An 18719-nucleotide genomic window follows, 5' to 3' on the forward strand; every position below is an offset into this window, starting at 1 on the left:
GAGTTGGAGAAACGCGACAGGTTAATGCGAATCGTTACAATTTTCATCGGCAAGTCATGACATAGCGCTTAGCATGGCCGGGTTTTTGCCTCATTCCGGCTGCGCCAGCCCGGAATTTTAGCGGTTGCCCCATTTGTCGTGCCTCATGCCCTCGCTGACTCTTCACGTCATCCCTCGCCGTCCATTCACTCTGATGGGAGCCGTGCAACAAGCCACGGCGGCCTTCATGCTCGTATTGAGTCTGCAAAGCGCTGCGCTGGCGGCTGGCGCGGAAACGCCTGCCGCGGACATCCCGGAGCCAGAGCGATGGAACGTGCATGGACAGTTCACCAACGTGACGCAATGGCATCCGTCGTTCCGCTCGCCTTACAGCGGCACCAATAGCCTCACGCCTGACAACAACACCAAGGAGACGGTCGACGTCACGCTCTACCTCGGCCTGCGCCTGTGGAAGGGCGCCGAGCTGTACGCGAACCCGGAAATCGACCAAGGTTTCGGACTAAGCAATACGGTCGGCCTGGCCGGCTTCTCAAGCGGGGAGGCCTACAAGATCGGCAACAATGCCCCCTACCGCAAGCTGCCGCGCTTGTTCCTGCGGCAGGTCATTAATCTCGGCGGCGAGCAGCAGGCAGTAGAGTCAGCTCCCAACCAGCTTGCCGGCAGCCGCTCGGCAGACAACGTCACCATCACCGTCGGCAAGTTCTCGGTGGCAGACATATTCGACACGAACACGTACGCGCACGACCCGCGGGGCGATTTCCTGAACTGGGCGGTGATCGATGCCGGCGCATTCGACTATGCAGCTGACGCCTGGGGCTACACGCATGGTCTGGCGGCGGAATGGACGCAATCGTGGTGGTCGCTGCGCGGCGGACTCTTCGCGCTTTCGGTGGTACCCAACAGTGTCACGATCGACACCACGTGGAAGCAGTACCAGTGGGTGGGCGAATTTGAAGCGCGCCACGATTGGTTCGGCCGCCCGGGCAAGATCAAGCTGCTGGCCTTTGCAACACGAGGCCGCATGGGGGGCTATGGCGATGCGGTCAGCCTCGCCCAACAGACGGGCAACACGCCGGACACGGGCCTGGTGCGGCGCCTCGCTTGGCGCCCGGGGGTTGCCTTGAACCTGGAGCAGGAAATCACCTCCGACTTGGGCGTCTTTGCGCGGGCCAGCATGAACGACGGCAGCAAGGAAACATACGAGTTCACCGACATCAACCAGTCAGTGTCGGCCGGGTTCTCGCTGAAGGGCAACCGTTGGGGGCGCCCGAACGACACGTTCGGTGCCGCCGTGGTGGTGAACGGCCTGTCGCGCGCGGCACGCCAATATTTCGCGGCCGGCGGCATGGGCGTATTGATTGGTGATGGCGCGCTCAACTACGGCACCGAACGCATCGCCGAGCTGTACTACAACTGGGCAGCCATCAAGCACCTCACGCTCGGACTGAACTACCAGTATGTCGTCCATCCCGCGTACAACCGGGATCGCGGCCCGGTATCGATCGTCGGGGCACGCGTCCACGCCGAATTTTAAGCAACTGCGGAAGATCAGAGTTGGCGCCGGTCCAGCACGGCTCGAGCGATGGTACCCGCGTCCACGTATTCCAGCTCACCGCCTACCGGCACGCCACGCGCAAGCCGCGTCGCCTTAATGCCGCGCGCCTTCAACATCTCGCCAATGTAATGGGCCGTCGCCTCACCTTCGCTGGTGAAGTTGGTTGCGAGGATGACCTCGGTGCACGGCCCGCCCAACGCAGGATCGGTCGCACGGGCCAGCAAGCGTTCAAGGTGAATCTCTTTGGGGCCGATGTTGTCCAGCGGCGAGAGCCGCCCCATCAGCACGAAGTATTGGCCGCGATAGGTCAGCGTCTGCTCGATCATCATCTGATCAGCCGGCGTTTCCACCACGCACAGGACCGAAGCGTCACGGCGCGTGTCAAGGCAGGTCTCGCAAACATCCTGCTCGGTAAAGGTATTGCAGCGGCTGCAGTGCTGGATCGATTCCGTCGCCTCCGACAGCGCCTGCGCCAGTTGCGCGGCGCCTTCGCGGTCATGCTGCATGAGGTGATACGCCATCCGCTGGGCAGACTTGGGGCCGACGCCCGGCAGCACGCGCAAGGCCTCAACCAGCATCTGCAGCGCCGACGGCGTGCCCGCGGCGTTACGCATCATGCATGCTCCAGAATCGTTGTGTGGTGCAACACTTCGGGCATCGGATCATAAAAGTGATGCAGCAGCGCGCGCCAGCGCTGGTATTCGGGCGATTGCCGAAAGCCGATGGGGTGATCTTCCAGCGTCCGCCAATGCACCAGCAGCAGATAATCGCTCGCCTTTTCCATGCACCGTGACAGCGACAGCGAAACGAAGCCACGCATCGCACCAATGATGTGGCGAGCCTCGCCGAAGGCGGCCTCGAAGGCAGCTTCCTGGCCGGGGCTGACGTGCAGCAGCGCGGATTCCAGCACCATGGCGCGATCCAGATGAGCGTCGCTTAGAACGGCAGTTTGAAGCCAGGCGGCAACATGCTCGCCATACCGCCCAGGCCGGAAGTGAGCGAGCCCATCTTCTCTTGCGTGGTGGCCTCGGCCTTGCGCACGGCATCGTTGAACGCTGCGGCGATCAGGTCTTCGAGCAGATCCTTGTCTTCGCCTTCGGCCAGCAGGCTCGGGTCGATCGACACACGCTTCACGTCGTTCTTGCAGGTCATCACCACTTTCACGAGGCCCGCGCCGGACACGCCTTCCACCTCGATCAGGGCGAGCTGCTCCTGCGCCTTCTTCATGTTCTCCTGCATCTGCTGGGCCTGCTTCATCAGCCCGGCGATCTGGCCTTTCATCATGGTCGTTGCTCCTTGAAATGGGTCATGCAAGGCGCGCCACTCAGATGCGCGCGCCGGTGTTCAATGTTCAGTCTTGGAATGCGGTTCAGTGCGCGTGCGGTTGGATCGACCCAGGCACGACCTGCGCGGCAAAGTCCCGAACCAGCGCCTGCACAAAGGGGTTGGTGGCGATGGCATCTTCGGCATTGCGCTGGCGCTCGGCGCGCTGCTCGGCATCGACGGCCGCCGCGGTGGCGCGTGCAGGTCCGATATCGCACGCCACACGGACGGGCGTGCCGAAGTGTTCCGTCAGTGCGGCTTCCAGACGCTCGACGACGTTCGCATCAGTCAGCGGAGGCAACGGTACACGCAATCGCATCGTGGCACCTTCCACAGCCGCCAACTCGCTCTGGTAAGCCAGTTGCTGAGCCAGACCGCGGATCGGCAGGCTCGCTGCCAGCGCCGGCCAATTGCCGTCGAACGTGGCAAGACCGCTGGTGCTCAGATCAGGCGGCGTAGCAACGGCTACCGGCTCGGGGGCAATCGTCTTGACCGGCGCGGGTGCGGCTGCGGGGGCCTCGATCGGTGCTGGACCTGTTGCCGGTTCAGGCGCACCGGGACGCACTCCCGAAGCGGCATCCCAGCCGGCAAAGGCGGCGTCCATCTCCTCAAGTGACGGCGAAGCAAACTCGCCCGGCATTTCGTCCCAGGGTGGCGGGCCGTCATCGGCGGGCACAGCGACTGCAGCCGGTTGTTCACCGCGCTGCGGCGGTGACACCACGGCAGCAGTAGCCGCAGCCGTATTCGGACGTGGGCCCGCAATGGGAGCAGCAGGACGAGCGACGGGAGCGGCAACCGGTGTAGCGGCGGGCGCAGAGGCGCCACCACGGCCACGGCTTGACGCCTGACGCGCAGCGGCCAACGCTTCCATTGCCGGCGAGCGACGTGCGGGGGCCGCAGCCTGCGTATCTGAAACCGCCGCAACGGGCGCGGGCGCTGGCGGAGTCGCCTGATCAGTCGCTCGCGGCGCCTCGACCACCGGCTGCGGACGCACGGCCACCGGCGCAACCCGAGCAACCGGCGCCGCCACAGGCGCCGTCGCCGTAACCGCCGGACGCGTCGATGCGGCTGGCGATGCAGCCAGCGGCATCGCGCGCTTGCCGCCGCCACCGCCCGAAGGCGGCGCCGCGTCCCCACCGGAATGTCCCGGCTGGAACGCCAACATACGCAGCAGCGTCATCGTGAAGCCCGCGTATTCATCCGGTGCAAGCGCCAGTTCGTTGCGGCCCAGATTGGCAAACTGATAGAACAGCTGCACCGACTGCGCGTCGAATCGCTCGGCAAGCCGGCGCACGTCGTCGGCCTCGGGCCAGTCGTCCTGCACAGCAGCGGGCACAACCTGCGCCAGCGCAATCTTCTGCAGCAGCGAAGCCAGATCCTGCAGCGCGCCCGAGAAGCTCAGACTACGCCCGGCCATCTCGTCCGCAATCTCGACAAGCGCGGCGCCATTCTCGTCGGCCAGCGCATCGAGCAGACGCACGAGGTAGCTTTGATCAATCGCGCCGAGCATGCCGCGGACAGCTGCTTCGCTGACCTCGCCGGCGCTATACGCGATGGCCTGGTCAGTCAGCGACAGCGCATCGCGCATCGAACCCTGAGCCGCGGCCGCGAGCAGACGCAGCGCGTTCGGCTCGTGAGCGATGCCCTCTTCGCCAAGGATGCGATCGAGGTGGGACACGATGTGCCCCGGCGGCATCTGCTTGAGGTTGAACTGCAGGCAGCGCGACAGCACCGTCACCGGAATTTTCTGTGGATCGGTGGTCGCCAGGATGAACTTGACGTGCTCGGGCGGCTCTTCCAGCGTCTTCAGCATCGCGTTGAAGGCGTGGTTGGTCAGCATGTGCACTTCGTCGATCATGTAGACCTTGAAGCGGCCGCTTGTGGGTGCGTAGATCGCGCGGTCCAGCAGTTGCGCCATCTCGTCGACGCCGCGGTTGGAGGCGGCATCCATCTCGATGTAATCGACAAAGCGCCCGGCATCGATCTCGGTACAGGCGCGGCACACGCCGCACGGCTGTGCGGTGATGCCGCCCTGCCCATCCGCGCCGACGCAATTGAGCGATTTGGCAAGGATGCGCGACAGCGTCGTCTTGCCGACACCGCGCGTACCCGTGAACAGGTATGCGTGGTGCAGGCGCTGCTGTTCGAGCGCATGCGTGAGCGCTTTCACCACGTGTTCCTGACCGACCAGCGTGGTGAAATCGCGAGGGCGCCACTTGCGGGCGAGCACTTGATAACTCATGCGGCGGATTGTAGCAAAGCGAGGTGGATTTCCGACGCGGTTTCGTACGGGTCAACCGCCATGCGCGCCGAGCGAATTGCAAGGATATTCAGGTGGGGACGTGGGAGTCGGTTACAATGGCGGTCGGACGGGCCTCCTCGCATGGTGGCGCGGTCAACCTGGTCAGGTCGGGAACGAAGCAGCCACAGCCGTTTTCCGCCAGTGCCGAGGGTCAGGCTCGTCCCCCTTCTCTTCTCTCTTCCGCATCACCCTTCCCCTCTTGTCTATGCTGCCCGCGTCAGAACAGCGCGCCCTGGCTGTCGTCGTGTGACGCCTGCACCGGCCTGGGCAATGCATCCAGATCGAACCATTCCCCCTGCGCAGTCGCCACGCCCGCGCGCACGTTGCGCCCCGGATACATCGGCGTGACGGCGGCCACATAGCCGCGCAGCTGATCGGCATAGGCGGCTCGTTCGACCGGCAGCAAGCGCAGCTTGTAGTCGACCACGAGGACCTCGTTGCCACGCTCGATCAGACGATCGATGCGCAACAGCGCACCGTCGCGACCGAAAAGTTCGATCTCGTTATGAGCGGCGTCGAAGCGCGCAGGGTCGAAGACATGCGCCAGCGCCTCGGCAGAGAGCATCCGGCGCACAGCGTCAGCGGCGCGTGTGGCATCGGCTTGCGTGACGCCGGTCGCGCCGAACCAGCGCGCGATCGTCTCGGCGTCGGGCGCTTGTTTCGGCAAGCCCCGGCGTGTCAGGCGCTCGAGCACCGCATGCAGCAGTTCGCCCTGTGCGACGGCGCCTTGGTCGAAGACGATATCGGCCGCCCCTTCGGCAGGCGCGCCGGCCGCCCCCACACGCACCGTTACAGTCAGCGGCGCGCGAAAATCGTGATACGAGACAAGCTCGTGCCCCGCCGCACTCGAGACCGAATCGGCTACGTCATCCAGCATTGCAGCGGGTGACGCCACGCCTGCCGAGGCCAGCAGTGTGTACCAGCTGGCCGTGCCGTCCACCTCGGGCGCATCGCCTTCATCCAGAGATTGGGCTGCCGTGGCATCGCGCTTGTTCGCCACGCCGGAAACGATCAGTGCTTGCCGCGCACGCGTCATCGCCACGTAGAGCAGGTTCCAGTTTTCGCGCTCGGCAAGCGCATTTTCTTGCTTGAAGAGAGGCTCGCGCGCGAGGCCACGCTCGGACGTCTTGCCGAAGGCGGAAAAATGCGCTGGCGCCTGCGCTCCGGGCGGCCAGTCGATCAGGATCCCAGCCGTATCGACGCGCGCGTCGCTGTGGTGGCTGTCGAGCAGCACGACGAACGGCGCTTCCAGCCCCTTGGAGGCATGCACGGTCAGGATCTGCACGGCATCAAGACCCTCGTTGGCGACTTCGGCATCAATAGCATCCGGCGCCTCTGTGTCGCCCTGCATGCCTTCGTCTGGGCTTTCATCCTCGTCGCCCTGGCGGATGGCGCGCAGTTCAGCCATGAACTTCGGCAGGCTCGGATACCGGCCACCGTCCAGATCGAGCGCGAGCTTCAAGAACGCATCCAGGTTGGCGAGCACCTGATCGCGGTTCGCGGCCGGTGCGCGCTCGGCATAGCGGCGCTTGAGTTCGCCGGTGTAGACGATGTAATCGAGCAGATCGTGCACAGGCAGCGTGGGCGCCACCGCCAGCCAGCGCGACAGCATGCGATGCGCGTAGCGCAAGGTGTCCGACGCATCCGCCTGGCCGGCCAGCGCGGTCAGGCGCTCCCACCATGTCAATGCGGCCGCGCCTTCGCCAAACTGCGCCAGTGCGATGAGGTGCTCGTCCGAGGCGGCGAAAACGGGGCTGCGCAGCACATGCGCAAGCGACAAATCTGCCTGCGGCGTCATCAGGAAATCGAGCAGCGCGCATAGATCAAGCGCTTCAAGCGTAGCCAGCAGACCGCCGCGGCGCGGGCTCAGATACGGCACGCCGGCATCGCGCAGCGCACGTTCGTAATCGGCGAGGTAGCGTTTGCGGCGGACAAGCAGTTGGAAATCGCTCCACCGCACGGCGCGCTCGACGCCGCCTTCGCGAATGCGCTCATTGGCGTGCAATGCGCGCAGGCAAGCCGCCACTTGGCGGCCCTCGGCATAGCGCTGCGAATCGCCGGCCTCTTCGCGCGGTTCGGTTAGCGTATCGCGCGGCGCGGCTTCGTCAGCCTGCCCGGCTTCGGGCGCCGGCACGAGCGGCAACAGCAGCGCCTGCCCGACGGGCGCGTCCACGGCAGTGCTTTGCTCGGCGTAGATGGGATAGTCGCCGCGCGCCCGCGCTTGCAGGAACACGGCATTGACCCACTCCAGCACGGCCGGCGCGTTGCGGCGCGTGCGATTGGTACGCAGCACGGTCGCATTGAATTCTGCAACCAGCATTTCGCGCGCAGCGTCGAACAGCCGGGCATCGGCGCGCCGGAACCGGTAGATCGATTGCTTCGGATCGCCCACGAGGAACACGCTTGGCTGCGTGCCAGTGCCGGCATAACCGGCCAGCCAGCCTTGCAGGATGCGCCACTGCATCGGATTCGTATCCTGAAACTCGTCGAGCAGCAGATGCTTGTAGCGCGCGTCGAGCCGCACCTGCAGGTAAGCGGCCGTGTCGTCTTGCTGCATCAGGCGCGCCGCTTCCCATTCGAGATCGGTGAAATCCATCGCGCGCGCCTGGCGCTTGTACGCCTGATAGCGGTCGATGAGTGCATCGCCCAGCGCAAACAATGCAGCGTTGACGGCGCGCACGCGGGCCTCCTGGCGACGCGCCTGAAACGCCGTCAGAGTTTCGCAAAGCGTGGTATGCAAGGTCACCAGCGTTTGCGCGTGCTCGTCGCCGATGGCTTTGATGAGCGCCTTGGTCGGCTTGCAGGCGCGTGCTTTGCCGGCCTGCGTGTGGAACGCGGCGAACAGCGCTTCAAACGCTTGCGCGCGAGCAGCCTCGTCCGACACATCCATGCCGCGCGCAGCAGTGACCGCCGATTCGATGGCCACCGCGCGCTTGCCTTCGGCCGCACCGCCCTGCCCAAGCCAGCCGGACACGCTCAGCATGTCGGCCAGCAATGCCGCATCCTGTAGCGCTTCGATCAGAGGATCGACGGTCGCATCGTCGCCAAGCAATTCGTCCAACGCATCCAGCGGACGGCCGCCCGCCTGCGTCTTGTACGCCCACCAGTCGCTGCGCTGGTGGAACATTGCATCGAGCAGGCGACCGGCCTGGAAATCGCCGACCAGATCGGCAAGCGCTTCATACGCGGCGCGCAAGTCAGCGTGATCTTCCGCCAGCAGGCCGCGCCAGAAAGGCGCCCACGCTTCACGCCGCAGCCGTCCGGCATCTTCACGCAGCGAGGCGCCCTGCTGGACGCCAGACGACAGCGGCGCGCCGCGCAGCAACGACCCAAACCAGCCATGGAACGTATCAATCGCCATGTGCGATGGCGATTCCAGCACGCGCGCATACAGCCCACGCGCCGTTTCAATCAGCGCCGGCGCATCGCGCTCGTCCACCGTACGCGCGATCAGCTCGCGAACGACCCCCTCATCGTCGGCGCCGGCCAGTTGGGCGAGGATGTCGAGCAAGCGCTGGCGCATCTCTTCGGCGGCCTTGCGCGTAAACGTGATGGCGAGAATGTCCGACGGCGCGGCACCGGCCAGCAGCAAACGCAACATGCGCGTGACCAGCAGCCACGTCTTTCCGCTGCCCGCGCACGCTTCCACCACGACGGAGCGCTGCGGGTCGCACGCAGCGCGCGAGAAGGCCTCGGGCGAGACGGCAGCACCGTCGCGTTCGTAAGCGTGATCGCTCATGCCGCGCCCTCCGGCTCGCGCGGTGCGCCTTCGGTCCAATACCCCTTGCGGCATAGGCCGCGCGCCGCGCAGTAGCGGCACGCCGATTCATCCCCGAACGCCGGCAGTGGCGCACCGGCTGCGAGGGCCGTCATGTCCTTTTGCATCTGCTCGATCAACCAATCGACGACTTGCGTGAAATCGGGCAATGCAACGTCGCGCTTGTCGCCGCGGGCCTCGCCGTCGAGCGAAACCCACCCGCCCGAATCTGCACGCGCATCGAGGACGCCGTAAAACGGAAGCTGGCAATCCTCAAACGGCGTCTTGGCGCGACGCACCAGCGCCATTTGCGACTGCGTCTTGTAATCGAGCACCGCCACGCCGTGTTCGTCGTGCACATCAATGCGGTCGATCCGGCCGCGTAAGCGCAGCGCGCGCTCGTCGGGCAATGTGATGGACGTATCGACATCGACTTCACCTGCCTCAAAGCGCCAGCCATCCGCCTCGCGAGCGGCCTGCCACGCCAGGTACGACGGCATCACACCGAGCCAGCGCCGATAGAAGCGCAACGCGTTGCCGTCCTCGGCCAGCAGCGGGCCGAACTGTTCGTCGGTAATGGTCTGCAGCAGACTCAGACGATCGGCCGGATCGTGCATCGGCGTTTCCAGCAACTGGCGGTGAAAACGATGCAGGATCGCGTGCAGGATCTCGCCGATGTCGCGTTTCTCCAGTTCATCGGAAACTTCTTCCAGCTCGCCCAGCCGCAGCATGCGACCGACGAAGAACTGGTATGGACAGCGCCGCAGACTGTTGTATGCGGCCGCGCTCAGCGTGGACGGCACCAGCGTCGGCGCTGCGGGCGCGGGCATGTCGGTGGGCTGGCTCGTGGTCTGCAAACTGGGCAACGTGACTGACGTGTCGATACGTATGCCGCTCGCCGCCAAGCGGCGTTGCAAGCGTTCAAGCCAGCCGGAAAGGCGATGCGGCTCGCCACGTCCGCCGTGGCGTTGCCAGGTCAACACCACCTCGGGCTGATTGAGGAGCACTTCGGCCAAGTCACGAGCCTGCTGCGCAAAGCGCTGTGCGCGGTCGGGCAAACCGAGTTCGCGCCGCACGTCGTTAGAAAAGAACAGCCATTCGGGCTGCGCAGACGGCAACTGCGCATCGTCACAACCCACCACCACCACGCCATCAAAACGCCGCATGCGCGCGCCATTCAGCGGCAGGATGACAACACGCCGGTCCGCTGGCGGTGAAGGTTCGCTGAAGACCGCAGATTCGAGCAGCATCGAGAGCAACGCGCGCCATTCCGTCAGGGAGAAACGCGCGCCCGCATCGGTGCTGCCATGTATGGACGTGCGCAGCCGGTCAATCCAGTCCAGCAGTTGCCGGCCCGCATCGTCGTTCTGCAACCCGGTGCGCATATGCAGACGATCGAGCGTGCCTGCCAACAGCGTTACCCACGCGTCGAGCGTGGCGCTGCCGGCCCGGCGCCACAGCGCCGCTTCGTCGGCCAGCACGCCCAGACGATCGGCAAGGCGGCTGACCTTTGCTTCGCCCTCGGCATCACTCGCAGGGCGATCGGTAACCAGCCGGCGCAATCGCCCCCATCCACCTGAAACGTTATGCCGGCGCACCCGACGCTCCAGTTCTGCTACCCAGGCAGGCGTGGCCGTGCCGGCATCGGCATCGCGCAAACAGAACGGGCTCTTGATGAGATCGAGCAACGCCGCGGTATCGCCGTCGCCCTGCACCACGTCGACCCAGCGCATAAGTGCCGCAGCGGCGCGCGTCGTGGAAAGCTTCCAGCCGGTCTCATCGCGCACCGGCACGTTCACGCGCGCCAGCAACGCGCGAACGCGCCGCGCGACGATGCGATCCTGTGCCACCAGCGCCAACGAGCGGCGCCCGGCATTCAGCCAATCGACCAGCGTATGCGCGGCGAAGGCTGCCTCGTCTTCAAAACGTGCAGCGCCTGCAATGCGCAGGATTGGCGCGGGCAATTGCGCGGCGGCAGCATCGTCCGCCGCCTGGGCTGGCGTGGCGCATTCGGGCCAGGCGTGCAGCAGCAGATTGCGGAAATCCGCGTGTGTGGAAGGCGCCGCAGACGTGCCGCTTTCAGGCGCGTTCCAGTCGTAGCCGATGCTCAACACCGGCACCCGCTCGGCGGCGCGCTGCAGGAAATCCAGATCGACCGCCTCGGGATCCGTCGGGCTCATCCACACGATCGGTCCGTCCAGTTCGTCGAGCAGGCGCCGCATGGCCCGCAATCGCATCGGAATCGGGTCCGCCGCGCCGGAAAGCAACCGCCAGAACGTCAGCACAATGCGCGATTCGGTACCGAGAAAGCGTTCGGACAATTGCGCGTAGGTGCGCTCCAACGCCTCGGCCAACGCCGACTCCAGCTCGTCAGCCCGCCCACCTGCGCCACTGTGCGCTGCATCCAGCGTCAGCCAGCGTTGCGACAACTCATCCGACACCGTCACAAGCACCTGCGCCACGCCCCACAGAGCGGCATCGTCTTGCGCGCCGAGCGCTTCACGCAGCCATGCCTGCGTCTTGAGCGCCTGCTGCACTGCCAGTAATCGCGACAGCGGCGTGCGCCCGGCGGGCGAACCTGCTTCCGGTGGCAAATCGAGCAGCCAATGCCCCAGGGTCAGAATGCGCGGCAGCAAACGCGGCGTGCCGGCTGCTTGCGCACCGGCATGCAGAGCGCCGCGCACCCCAGGAATCTGCGCGGCTGTCGGCACGACGATCGTCGCGGTACCGGGGGGTTGCGCATGCGCATCCAGAAAGCGCCATGCAGCGTCGGCGGCACGCGAAAGGAATGCTGGGCCAGGCGCGAAGGCAAGCGTCTGCATGCGAGGGAATATGGCGATATACCGGGAAGCGAAGACCTGCGGCTATCGGCGAGATAGCCACAATCAACAGTCGAATCGGTTGAAAATAGAGGCGTCGGTACTATATCAGCAGCATCCGCGCCGACAGTGGTCTCAATGCACGCCGGTCCGTGTAATCGTGTAATGTATGGGTTCGGCGCACGTCGCCAGCTTTTACGAAAAAACAGAGGTTCCCGCCATGAGCGAACAGATCAAGTATGTGAGCGACGCGTCCTTCGAGGCAGACGTGCTCAAGTCCGACAAACCCGTGCTGGTCGATTTCTGGGCCGAATGGTGCGGTCCTTGCAAAATGATCGCCCCGATCCTGGACGAAGTTTCCAAGGACTACGGCGAGAAGGTGCAAATCGCCAAGATCAACGTCGATGAGAACCAGGGCGTGCCGGCCAAGTTCGGTATTCGCGGCATCCCGACGCTGATTCTGTTCAAGAACGGCGCTGTGGCCGCGCAAAAGGTGGGCGCGCTGTCCAAGTCGCAACTGACTGCATTCCTGGACAGCCACCTGTAAGCCGTTTTTCGGCTATAGGCGACCTTTCGCGTTGCCCCACACACACGCTGGCGCACTTCCGCCTGGAAGCCCGCCAGCGTTGTGCTAAGATTGCAGCCAATCTGTTTCCCCGAGCGTTCGCTCGACCCTTCCCCCCTCCCCCGTTTCTCGTTTCGCCGCCCGTTCGGGCCCTTCCCTCATCTTTCGTCTATGCATCTGACAGAACTGAAATCCTTGCACGTGTCCCAATTGCTGGAAATGGCGGGGCAGCTGGAGATCGATAACGCGCAGCGCATGCGCAAACAGGAATTGATGTTTGCCATCCTGAAAAAGAAGGCGAAACAGGGAGAAACGATTTTCGGGGACGGCACCCTTGAAGTGCTGCCCGATGGCTTCGGTTTTCTGCGCTCGCCCGAGACTTCGTATCTGGCCAGCACCGACGACATCTACATCAGCCCGTCGCAGATCCGCCGGTTCAATCTGCACACCGGTGACACCATCGAAGGTGAAGTCCGCACGCCCAAGGATGGCGAGCGCTACTTCGCGCTGGTGAAGGTCGACAAGGTCAATACGCAGCCTCCTGAAGCGGTGAAGAACCGAATCATGTTCGAGAACCTGACGCCGCTGCATCCGAACAAGCCGCTCACGCTCGAACGCGACATCAAGGCCGAAGAGAACATCACCGGCCGCATCATCGACATGATTGCCCCGATCGGCCGCGGCCAGCGCGCGCTGCTGGTGGCAAGCCCGAAGTCGGGCAAGACCGTGATGCTGCAGCATATTGCGCACGCCATCGCGACCAACCATCCGGAAGCCGAGCTGTTCGTGCTGCTGATCGACGAGCGTCCGGAAGAAGTGACCGAAATGCAGCGCACCGTGCGCGGCGAGGTGGTGGCATCGACGTTCGATGAGCCCGCCGTGCGTCACGTGCAAGTGGCCGAAATGGTCATCGAAAAGGCCAAGCGCCTGGTCGAACTGAAGAAGGACGTGGTGATCGTGCTGGACTCGATCACGCGTCTGGCCCGCGCCTACAACACTGTGGTGCCAACCTCGGGCAAGGTGCTGACCGGCGGTGTCGACGCCAATGCGCTGCAGCGCCCGAAGCGTTTCTTCGGTGCGGCACGTAACCTGGAAGAAGGCGGTTCGCTCACCATCATCGGTACGGCGCTGATCGAAACCGGCAGCCGCATGGATGACGTGATCTATGAAGAATTCAAGGGCACCGGCAACATGGAAGTGCACCTGGAACGCCGGCTGGCCGAAAAGCGCGTCTACCCCGCCATCAACCTGAACAAGTCGGGCACGCGCCGGGAAGAACTGCTGATCAAGCCGGACATCCTGCAGAAGGTGTGGATTCTGCGTAAGTTCATCCATGACATGGATGAGGTCGAGGCGATGGAATTCCTGCTCGACAAACTCAAGACGACGAAAAACAACGCTGAGTTCTTCGACATGATGCGACGCGGCGGCTAAGTCTCCTGCCTGCATAGCGAAAAGCGCACCCATCGTGGTGCGCTTTTTTATTGCTGCGTCAACTACATGTTTTTCCTCGGGGTTCTCTTGTCAAAGTCGTGAAATTCGCTAGTTCATTTGCATTACAGTCCGGGCGCGCAAGCGTTTGCCACCATCGTCCTTAAACGTCATCGCAAAAGAGAAACCCGGCAACCATACTGCAAGCCTGCCCGGGCCGAGCCGCCTCGGCAAAGAAGGACCCACACCAAAAATCGAACGGGGGAAGCCATGCGAGAAGAGTCGCTGGAATGTACTGCTGCGTGCCGAACCGTCGTAGTGGCGTCACGTGCGGGGATGGGGGAGATCGACGAAACGATTTTGGGTGCCGACTGGCACGTGCGACGGGTAACGTCGATGCGTGAGCTGGGCTGTGCCATTCGTGACGGCGTCCCCAAGGCGGGGCTGGTCGATTTCGGCAGCGCGTTCTCGGCTGCGGAGTTGGACTTGCTCGAGCGGTGCATGCAGGTGCCGCATGTGGGCTGGGTGGCGGCGTTGCCGCCGGCCATGCTGCATCACGAACGCGTACGCCAGCTCGTGCGCGATTACTGCGTAGATTACGTGCAGATGCCGCTGCGCACGGACGAGACCGCGTATTCTCTGCGTCACGCCTGGGGCATGGCGTCGCTTGCACAGGAAGCCGCGCCGACGCCCAAGGCGAATCATGCGCGCATGCTCGGTGAGTGCCCCGCCATGCACGCACTGTTTCGCGCTATCCGCAAGGTCGCCCAAAATAGCGCGCCGGCCTTCATCGCGGGGGAGTCGGGCACCGGCAAGGAGCTGACTGCACAGGCCATTCATGAGGCGTCATCTCGCGCAGGCGGTCCGTTCATCGCCATCAATTGCGGGGCGATTCCGCCGCACCTGATCCAGTCTGAATTGTTCGGCTACGAAAAAGGCGCTTTTACCGGCGCGCATCAGCGTCATATCGGCTGGGTCGAGCATGCAAACGGGGGCACGCTGTTCCTCGATGAAATCGGCGACCTGCCGCTCGAGAGCCAGGTCAGCCTGCTGCGCTTCCTGCAGCAAGGCACGATTACGCGGCTTGGCGGGCACCAGGCGATTCCGCTGGACATCCGCATCATCTCGGCAACGCATGTGGATCTGGAAGCGGCCCAACACCACGGCGGATTCCGGACCGATCTGTTCCATCGACTGTGCGTGCTCACCCTGTCGGTGCCGCCCCTTCGAGAGCGCGGCAGCGACATCGTTCTGCTGGCCGAACACATCCTGGCCCAGCATGCCAGCGAGGCGTCGCACCGGATTCGCGGGTTCACGCCCTGCGCGCTGCACGCGATGATGCATTACCCGTGGCCGGGCAACGTGCGCGAACTCATCAACCGCGTGCGCCGCGCGCTGGTGATGACCGACAACCGCAAGATCTCCGCGGCCGACCTGCACCTCGAAGGCTATGCATCCGTCTCGGGCCAGACACTGGAGGAAGCGCGCGAAGGTGCGGAGTCGGATGCCATCCGCACGGCCATCGCCCGTAACGGCTTCCATATGGGCATGACGGCACGCGAACTGGCGGTGTCTCGCGTCACGCTGTATCGGCTGATGCAAAAGCACGGCATTCGAGCAGAGCATCCACTGCACCCGGCCTAGGCCAGGGCTCATCGCTTTCATTTCGCTCGGCCGGGGCATAGCGGGGGTGCTACGTCCCTGAATGCGCTTTTTTTTTGGGCAAGCCGAAGGAATTGCGCCGCGGCCTGCCTCTCGCTTTCCTCACCCGATTCATCCAATACTTGGTTCAATGCACCGAATCCAGCGACTGGCATGCGACGGAATCGGCGGCGCCCGCACGGCAAATGCGGTCAGGTTGGCTCGCATCGGGAACCCGGTTGAGGATGGCTAATGAGAAAAAAGTGCCCGCCGGGGGACGGAGCACGAAACCGTTGAACAACCGCCGTACCTGCTTCTGCAGCGTAGTTGCAAAAGCGCCACATTTGGTGCGCGCGGAGCCGCGCCAACAGGGCCGACCCGCGCCAAGTGACTGCCGCGGCGCCGATCATCCGGCGCGGTAGCTGACACACACCGCGATGCACCCCACTTTCGGGGGGATTGCGCAAGCCCCGTCGCCGTTGGATTGTTAAGCCACGCATGCGACGTACTCAGTTCGCCGTCCGTGAGCGCGGACCCGACAGAACCGGTGGATGGATCGAATGCGTGGGTGGGAACAAGACCGAATGCGAGTCGCGCCGGCAACGTATCGGCGAGAACGCTTCGAAGGGCGACCGACAGCGTGATTGCACGCTGCACGATGAGATCGCTGCGTACTGCGAGCGCCGGCATCATGACGACCATGGCCGCGCGGTTAGCCACCACCCCGGTCCTCTCGATCGTCCACCCGAACGGCAAACGTCGAGCACAGCGCTGCGCGATTGTCGGCATGGCCAACTCCTCCCCGTCGGGGATGGAGCGACATCCATGCCATGGCGGCTAACGCCTTGTTTTAACGGGATATTTTCAACACGGAGAACCGCCAAACCCCGGCATGGCAGGCGATTTTGTGTCGCGACTGAAACAGCTGTCGCCATCAAAAATCGCGGTGATCGGGCGCAGGCGCTCCAGTGGTCTAATTGCGCGCCCTGGCAAACGCTGGGCTACAGTAGCCAGGACGCAGCAACGAGAGTCCCGAGGCATGGCCGTTGGCGGCTGTCATTTTTGACTTCCGCCACTAAAATGATTCGGAACGGGGGTCTGCTCCGGCCTGTATCTCGCCTGGGCGACAAGGATGTTCGCAAGATCGGTAACAGGTCGAGAACAACGATGAACACTGTTTTGATCGAAGCCCATCCGTTGGTGCGTACAGGGATTGCGCACCTGCTACGGACGCTCAAAGGCGTCACCGGCGTCACTGTCGTCGAGCCAGACGAAGGGATGTTTGACGCCATCGAAACCAATGCCGACGCGGGTCTTCTTGTCATCGGCCTGCCGCTGCCACATCTCGATGAGTTGTCGGCCATCGGCGAGATCATGCACCGGCCGCACGCGCGCCACGTGGTTGTGCTGGCTGAATCCGAATCGCCCGACATCATCCGTACGCTCATGCAGATGGGCTTGTCCGGGTACACGCTCAAGCATTCGCCGGGCGAAGTCATCGCGGCTTCGCTGGAACTTGTGCTGGTGGGTGGCCAATACATTCCGGCCAGCGCACTGCTGCCGGAATCGCGCCTGGACGGTGCGCCCAACCCTGCGCTCGCTGGCGACCCTCAGACCGATCCGAAGCTGCTCGGTATTACGCCCCGGCAGTACGAGATTCTGGTGCTGCTCTCGCGCGGGCATCCGGTCAAGACGATCAGCCGCATGCTGAATATCTCCGAGGCAACGGCCAAGGCGCATATCAGCACGCTGTATCGGCGCCTGACGGTCCGCAGCCGCACTGAGGCGGTGTACGTCGCCAATCAGCGCGGCGCGCGCCTGCTCTCGGTCGCCTGACTCCATCCAAAGCGAGAGCGCACGTCGCAAAGTCGCACGCGACGGCCGATATACTGGCCGCATGCTTTCGTCCGTTTTCCGCTGGCTCTCACGCCGCGCACGTACGCGGCGCCTGGCGCGTTACGCCATCTCCGACGCGCTGTGGTCACACGCACTCGATGGCCTGCCCTTTCTGCTCGACTGGTCCGACGCAGACCTCGCACGCCTGCGTGAAACGGCCACGCTCTTCATCGCCGAAAAGGAATTCACCACCGCGCACGATTTGCCGCTCACCGACGACATGGTGGTCAGCATTGCCGCGCAAGCCAGCGTGCCGATCCTGGAGCTGGGCATCACGTGGTACAGCGGATGGCACGGCGTCGTCATCTACCCTGGCGAGTTCGTCATCCGCAAGGAAGTCATGGATGAAGACGGCGTCGTGCACAACGTGCGCGAAGAAGCCGTCGGTGAGGCATGGGAGCACGGTCCGGTCATCCTCTCGTGGCAGGACATCGAACTCGGGGGCGCACTGGCCGCGCCCGGTGCGCAGCCGTATAACTTGGTGGTGCATGAGTTCGCGCATAAGCTCGACATGCTCAACGGCGAGTCGGACGGCATCCCGGCGTTTTCATCACGCCTGCATGCCAACGTTGATCGCGAGCAATGGGCCGATGACCTCAATGCCGAGTACGACGTGTTCGTCAATCGTTGTGAGCAGATTCCGGAGCGCCGTTGGGGCGACGACCCGATCCTGTCGGTGCTCGACCCTTATGGCGCCCACCATCCGGCCGAGTTCTTTGCGGTGGCTTCGGAAGTGTTTTTCGTCGAACCGGTGGCCTTGCTTGAGGCGCTGCCATCGTTGTATGCGCTCCTGCAGGCGTTTTACCTGCAGGATCCGGCACGGCGCGTGCTGGGCTCCGAGCAACGCCAGGAGGGATCCCTGCCATGAAGATTCGCCAAGCGCTTCGCACAACGCTGCTCGGTTGCTGCCTCGCTGCCGGCACAGCGTTGGCACAACCCACCGCGCCCGTGGTCCTCAGCATCACCGCGCAATTCGATGGGCAATCCGAAACCAAACGCGTCACGCTTGCGACGGAGACATCCACGACGGGGCAGCACGTCGCCTTGCTCGAACGTACGCATACGTACGACGTGGGCGGTTCGATGCCGCGCAAAGAATGGGAGACGCGCTTTGCCGCCGGCCTGCCCGACGACACGATCCCGCAGGGCTGCGACACCACCACGTGCAAATTCCTACGTCACCGCTGGGCCAAGACTGGCGTCGACGTCACTCTGCGGCCGATGGTCGCTTCGGGCGAATTTCAGACGCTGTCCATCGGTGTAACGCTGCATCGGTTCCAGCCGTCGCCCGACGCCGAAGCCCCCGCCCGCATCGACACCTGGACGGGCAATGTCGACACCTCGTTGCGTGTCGGCGACACCAAGACCATGGATTTGGACGGCCACGGCGTGCTCACAATCGAGCGTCTCGGCCAACCTTGACCAAAATA

The 18719-nt window shown here is 64.1% G+C and carries 13 protein-coding genes and 1 other RNA gene; 8 read left to right on the forward strand and 6 right to left on the reverse strand.

Annotated features, from left to right (window positions below; genetic code table 11):
• Window positions 1-193: 193 nt before the first annotated feature.
• On the forward strand, window positions 194-1534 hold the full coding sequence (locus AAHM38_RS02270; RefSeq protein WP_116574850.1) for a carbohydrate porin: 1341 nt from the start codon (window positions 194-196) through the stop codon (window positions 1532-1534).
• Window positions 1535-1548: 14 nt separating this feature from the next.
• Here the strand turns inward: AAHM38_RS02270 and recR are convergent, their stop codons facing one another.
• From recR to AAHM38_RS02290, 4 genes are all read right to left on the reverse strand, one after another.
• Window positions 1549-2172: a recombination mediator RecR gene (gene recR / locus AAHM38_RS02275; protein ID WP_371316215.1), complete on the reverse strand. Its 624-nt coding sequence runs from the start codon at window positions 2170-2172 to the stop codon at window positions 1549-1551.
• A complete protein-coding gene (locus AAHM38_RS02280; protein WP_116574849.1) occupies window positions 2169-2468 on the reverse strand; it encodes an antibiotic biosynthesis monooxygenase family protein in 300 nt (99 codons plus the stop codon). The genes recR and AAHM38_RS02280 overlap by 4 nt, the downstream gene beginning before the upstream one ends.
• Before the next feature lie 23 nt (window positions 2469-2491).
• Window positions 2492-2839 carry a YbaB/EbfC family nucleoid-associated protein gene (locus tag AAHM38_RS02285; RefSeq protein ID WP_009238427.1) on the reverse strand — a complete coding sequence of 116 codons (348 nt, stop codon included), beginning with the start codon at window positions 2837-2839 and terminating at the stop codon, window positions 2492-2494.
• 85 nt (window positions 2840-2924) lie between these two features.
• Window positions 2925-5120 (reverse strand): DNA polymerase III subunit gamma/tau, encoded by a 2196-nt coding sequence (locus tag AAHM38_RS02290; protein WP_116574848.1) that lies wholly within the window; start codon window positions 5118-5120, stop codon window positions 2925-2927.
• Between the two features lie 126 nt (window positions 5121-5246).
• Here AAHM38_RS02290 and ffs point away from each other — a divergent pair.
• Window positions 5247-5345, forward strand: an RNA gene (ffs, locus tag AAHM38_RS02295) — signal recognition particle sRNA small type.
• Window positions 5346-5397: 52 nt separating this feature from the next.
• Here the strand turns inward: ffs and AAHM38_RS02300 are convergent.
• Window positions 5398-8919: a UvrD-helicase domain-containing protein gene (locus AAHM38_RS02300; protein WP_116574847.1), complete on the reverse strand. Its 3522-nt coding sequence runs from the start codon at window positions 8917-8919 to the stop codon at window positions 5398-5400.
• A complete protein-coding gene (locus tag AAHM38_RS02305) occupies window positions 8916-11759 on the reverse strand; it encodes a PD-(D/E)XK nuclease family protein (RefSeq protein WP_116574846.1) in 2844 nt (947 codons plus the stop codon). The genes AAHM38_RS02300 and AAHM38_RS02305 overlap by 4 nt, the downstream gene beginning before the upstream one ends.
• Window positions 11760-11976: 217 nt before the next feature.
• On the opposite strand from AAHM38_RS02305, the gene trxA reads away from it, so the two are divergent.
• The 6 genes from trxA (at window position 11977) to AAHM38_RS02335 (ending at window position 18711) form a co-directional block, all read left to right on the forward strand.
• Window positions 11977-12303, forward strand: a complete 327-nt coding sequence (gene trxA / locus AAHM38_RS02310) for a thioredoxin TrxA (protein ID WP_004626253.1) — start codon at window positions 11977-11979, stop codon at window positions 12301-12303.
• Between the two features lie 189 nt (window positions 12304-12492).
• On the forward strand, window positions 12493-13755 hold the full coding sequence (rho, locus tag AAHM38_RS02315) for a transcription termination factor Rho (protein ID WP_004626250.1): 1263 nt from the start codon (window positions 12493-12495) through the stop codon (window positions 13753-13755).
• Window positions 13756-14022: 267 nt separating this feature from the next.
• On the forward strand, window positions 14023-15396 hold the full coding sequence (locus tag AAHM38_RS02320; protein WP_116574845.1) for a sigma-54 dependent transcriptional regulator: 1374 nt from the start codon (window positions 14023-14025) through the stop codon (window positions 15394-15396).
• Window positions 15397-16560: 1164 nt separating this feature from the next.
• A complete protein-coding gene (locus AAHM38_RS02325; protein WP_116574844.1) occupies window positions 16561-17229 on the forward strand; it encodes a LuxR C-terminal-related transcriptional regulator in 669 nt (222 codons plus the stop codon).
• A 61-nt stretch (window positions 17230-17290) separates the two neighbouring features.
• Window positions 17291-18157 carry a M90 family metallopeptidase gene (locus AAHM38_RS02330; RefSeq protein WP_116574843.1) on the forward strand — a complete coding sequence of 289 codons (867 nt, stop codon included), beginning with the start codon at window positions 17291-17293 and terminating at the stop codon, window positions 18155-18157.
• The gene (locus AAHM38_RS02335) at window positions 18154-18711 is read left to right on the forward strand and encodes a hypothetical protein (RefSeq protein WP_116574842.1); all 558 of its coding nucleotides are present in this window, start codon (window positions 18154-18156) and stop codon (window positions 18709-18711) included. Before AAHM38_RS02330 ends, AAHM38_RS02335 begins: the two co-directional genes overlap by 4 nt.
• Window positions 18712-18719: the final 8 nt, after the last annotated feature.

Origin of the sequence: Ralstonia sp. OTU4908, assembly GCF_038440115.1 — a bacterium.
Classification (GTDB): Bacteria; Pseudomonadota; Gammaproteobacteria; order Burkholderiales; family Burkholderiaceae; genus Ralstonia; species Ralstonia pickettii.

What these genes read in the sequence shown, in the direction of transcription:
- AAHM38_RS02325 (WP_116574844.1), top strand. Translation starts at nt 16,561, where the DNA reads ATGAACACTGTTTTGATCGAAGCCCATCCGTTGGTGCGTACAGGGATT.
- AAHM38_RS02305 (WP_116574846.1), bottom strand. Translation starts at nt 11,759, where the DNA reads ATGCAGACGCTTGCCTTCGCGCCTGGCCCAGCATTCCTTTCGCGTGCC.
- AAHM38_RS02270 (WP_116574850.1), top strand. Translation starts at nt 194, where the DNA reads ATGGGAGCCGTGCAACAAGCCACGGCGGCCTTCATGCTCGTATTGAGT.
- AAHM38_RS02335 (WP_116574842.1), top strand. Translation starts at nt 18,154, where the DNA reads ATGAAGATTCGCCAAGCGCTTCGCACAACGCTGCTCGGTTGCTGCCTC.
- rho (WP_004626250.1), top strand. Translation starts at nt 12,493, where the DNA reads ATGCATCTGACAGAACTGAAATCCTTGCACGTGTCCCAATTGCTGGAA.
- AAHM38_RS02290 (WP_116574848.1), bottom strand. Translation starts at nt 5,120, where the DNA reads ATGAGTTATCAAGTGCTCGCCCGCAAGTGGCGCCCTCGCGATTTCACC.
- AAHM38_RS02285 (WP_009238427.1), bottom strand. Translation starts at nt 2,839, where the DNA reads ATGATGAAAGGCCAGATCGCCGGGCTGATGAAGCAGGCCCAGCAGATG.
- AAHM38_RS02320 (WP_116574845.1), top strand. Translation starts at nt 14,023, where the DNA reads ATGCGAGAAGAGTCGCTGGAATGTACTGCTGCGTGCCGAACCGTCGTA.
- recR (WP_371316215.1), bottom strand. Translation starts at nt 2,172, where the DNA reads ATGATGCGTAACGCCGCGGGCACGCCGTCGGCGCTGCAGATGCTGGTT.
- AAHM38_RS02280 (WP_116574849.1), bottom strand. Translation starts at nt 2,468, where the DNA reads ATGGTGCTGGAATCCGCGCTGCTGCACGTCAGCCCCGGCCAGGAAGCT.
- AAHM38_RS02300 (WP_116574847.1), bottom strand. Translation starts at nt 8,919, where the DNA reads ATGAGCGATCACGCTTACGAACGCGACGGTGCTGCCGTCTCGCCCGAG.
- trxA (WP_004626253.1), top strand. Translation starts at nt 11,977, where the DNA reads ATGAGCGAACAGATCAAGTATGTGAGCGACGCGTCCTTCGAGGCAGAC.
- AAHM38_RS02330 (WP_116574843.1), top strand. Translation starts at nt 17,291, where the DNA reads ATGCTTTCGTCCGTTTTCCGCTGGCTCTCACGCCGCGCACGTACGCGG.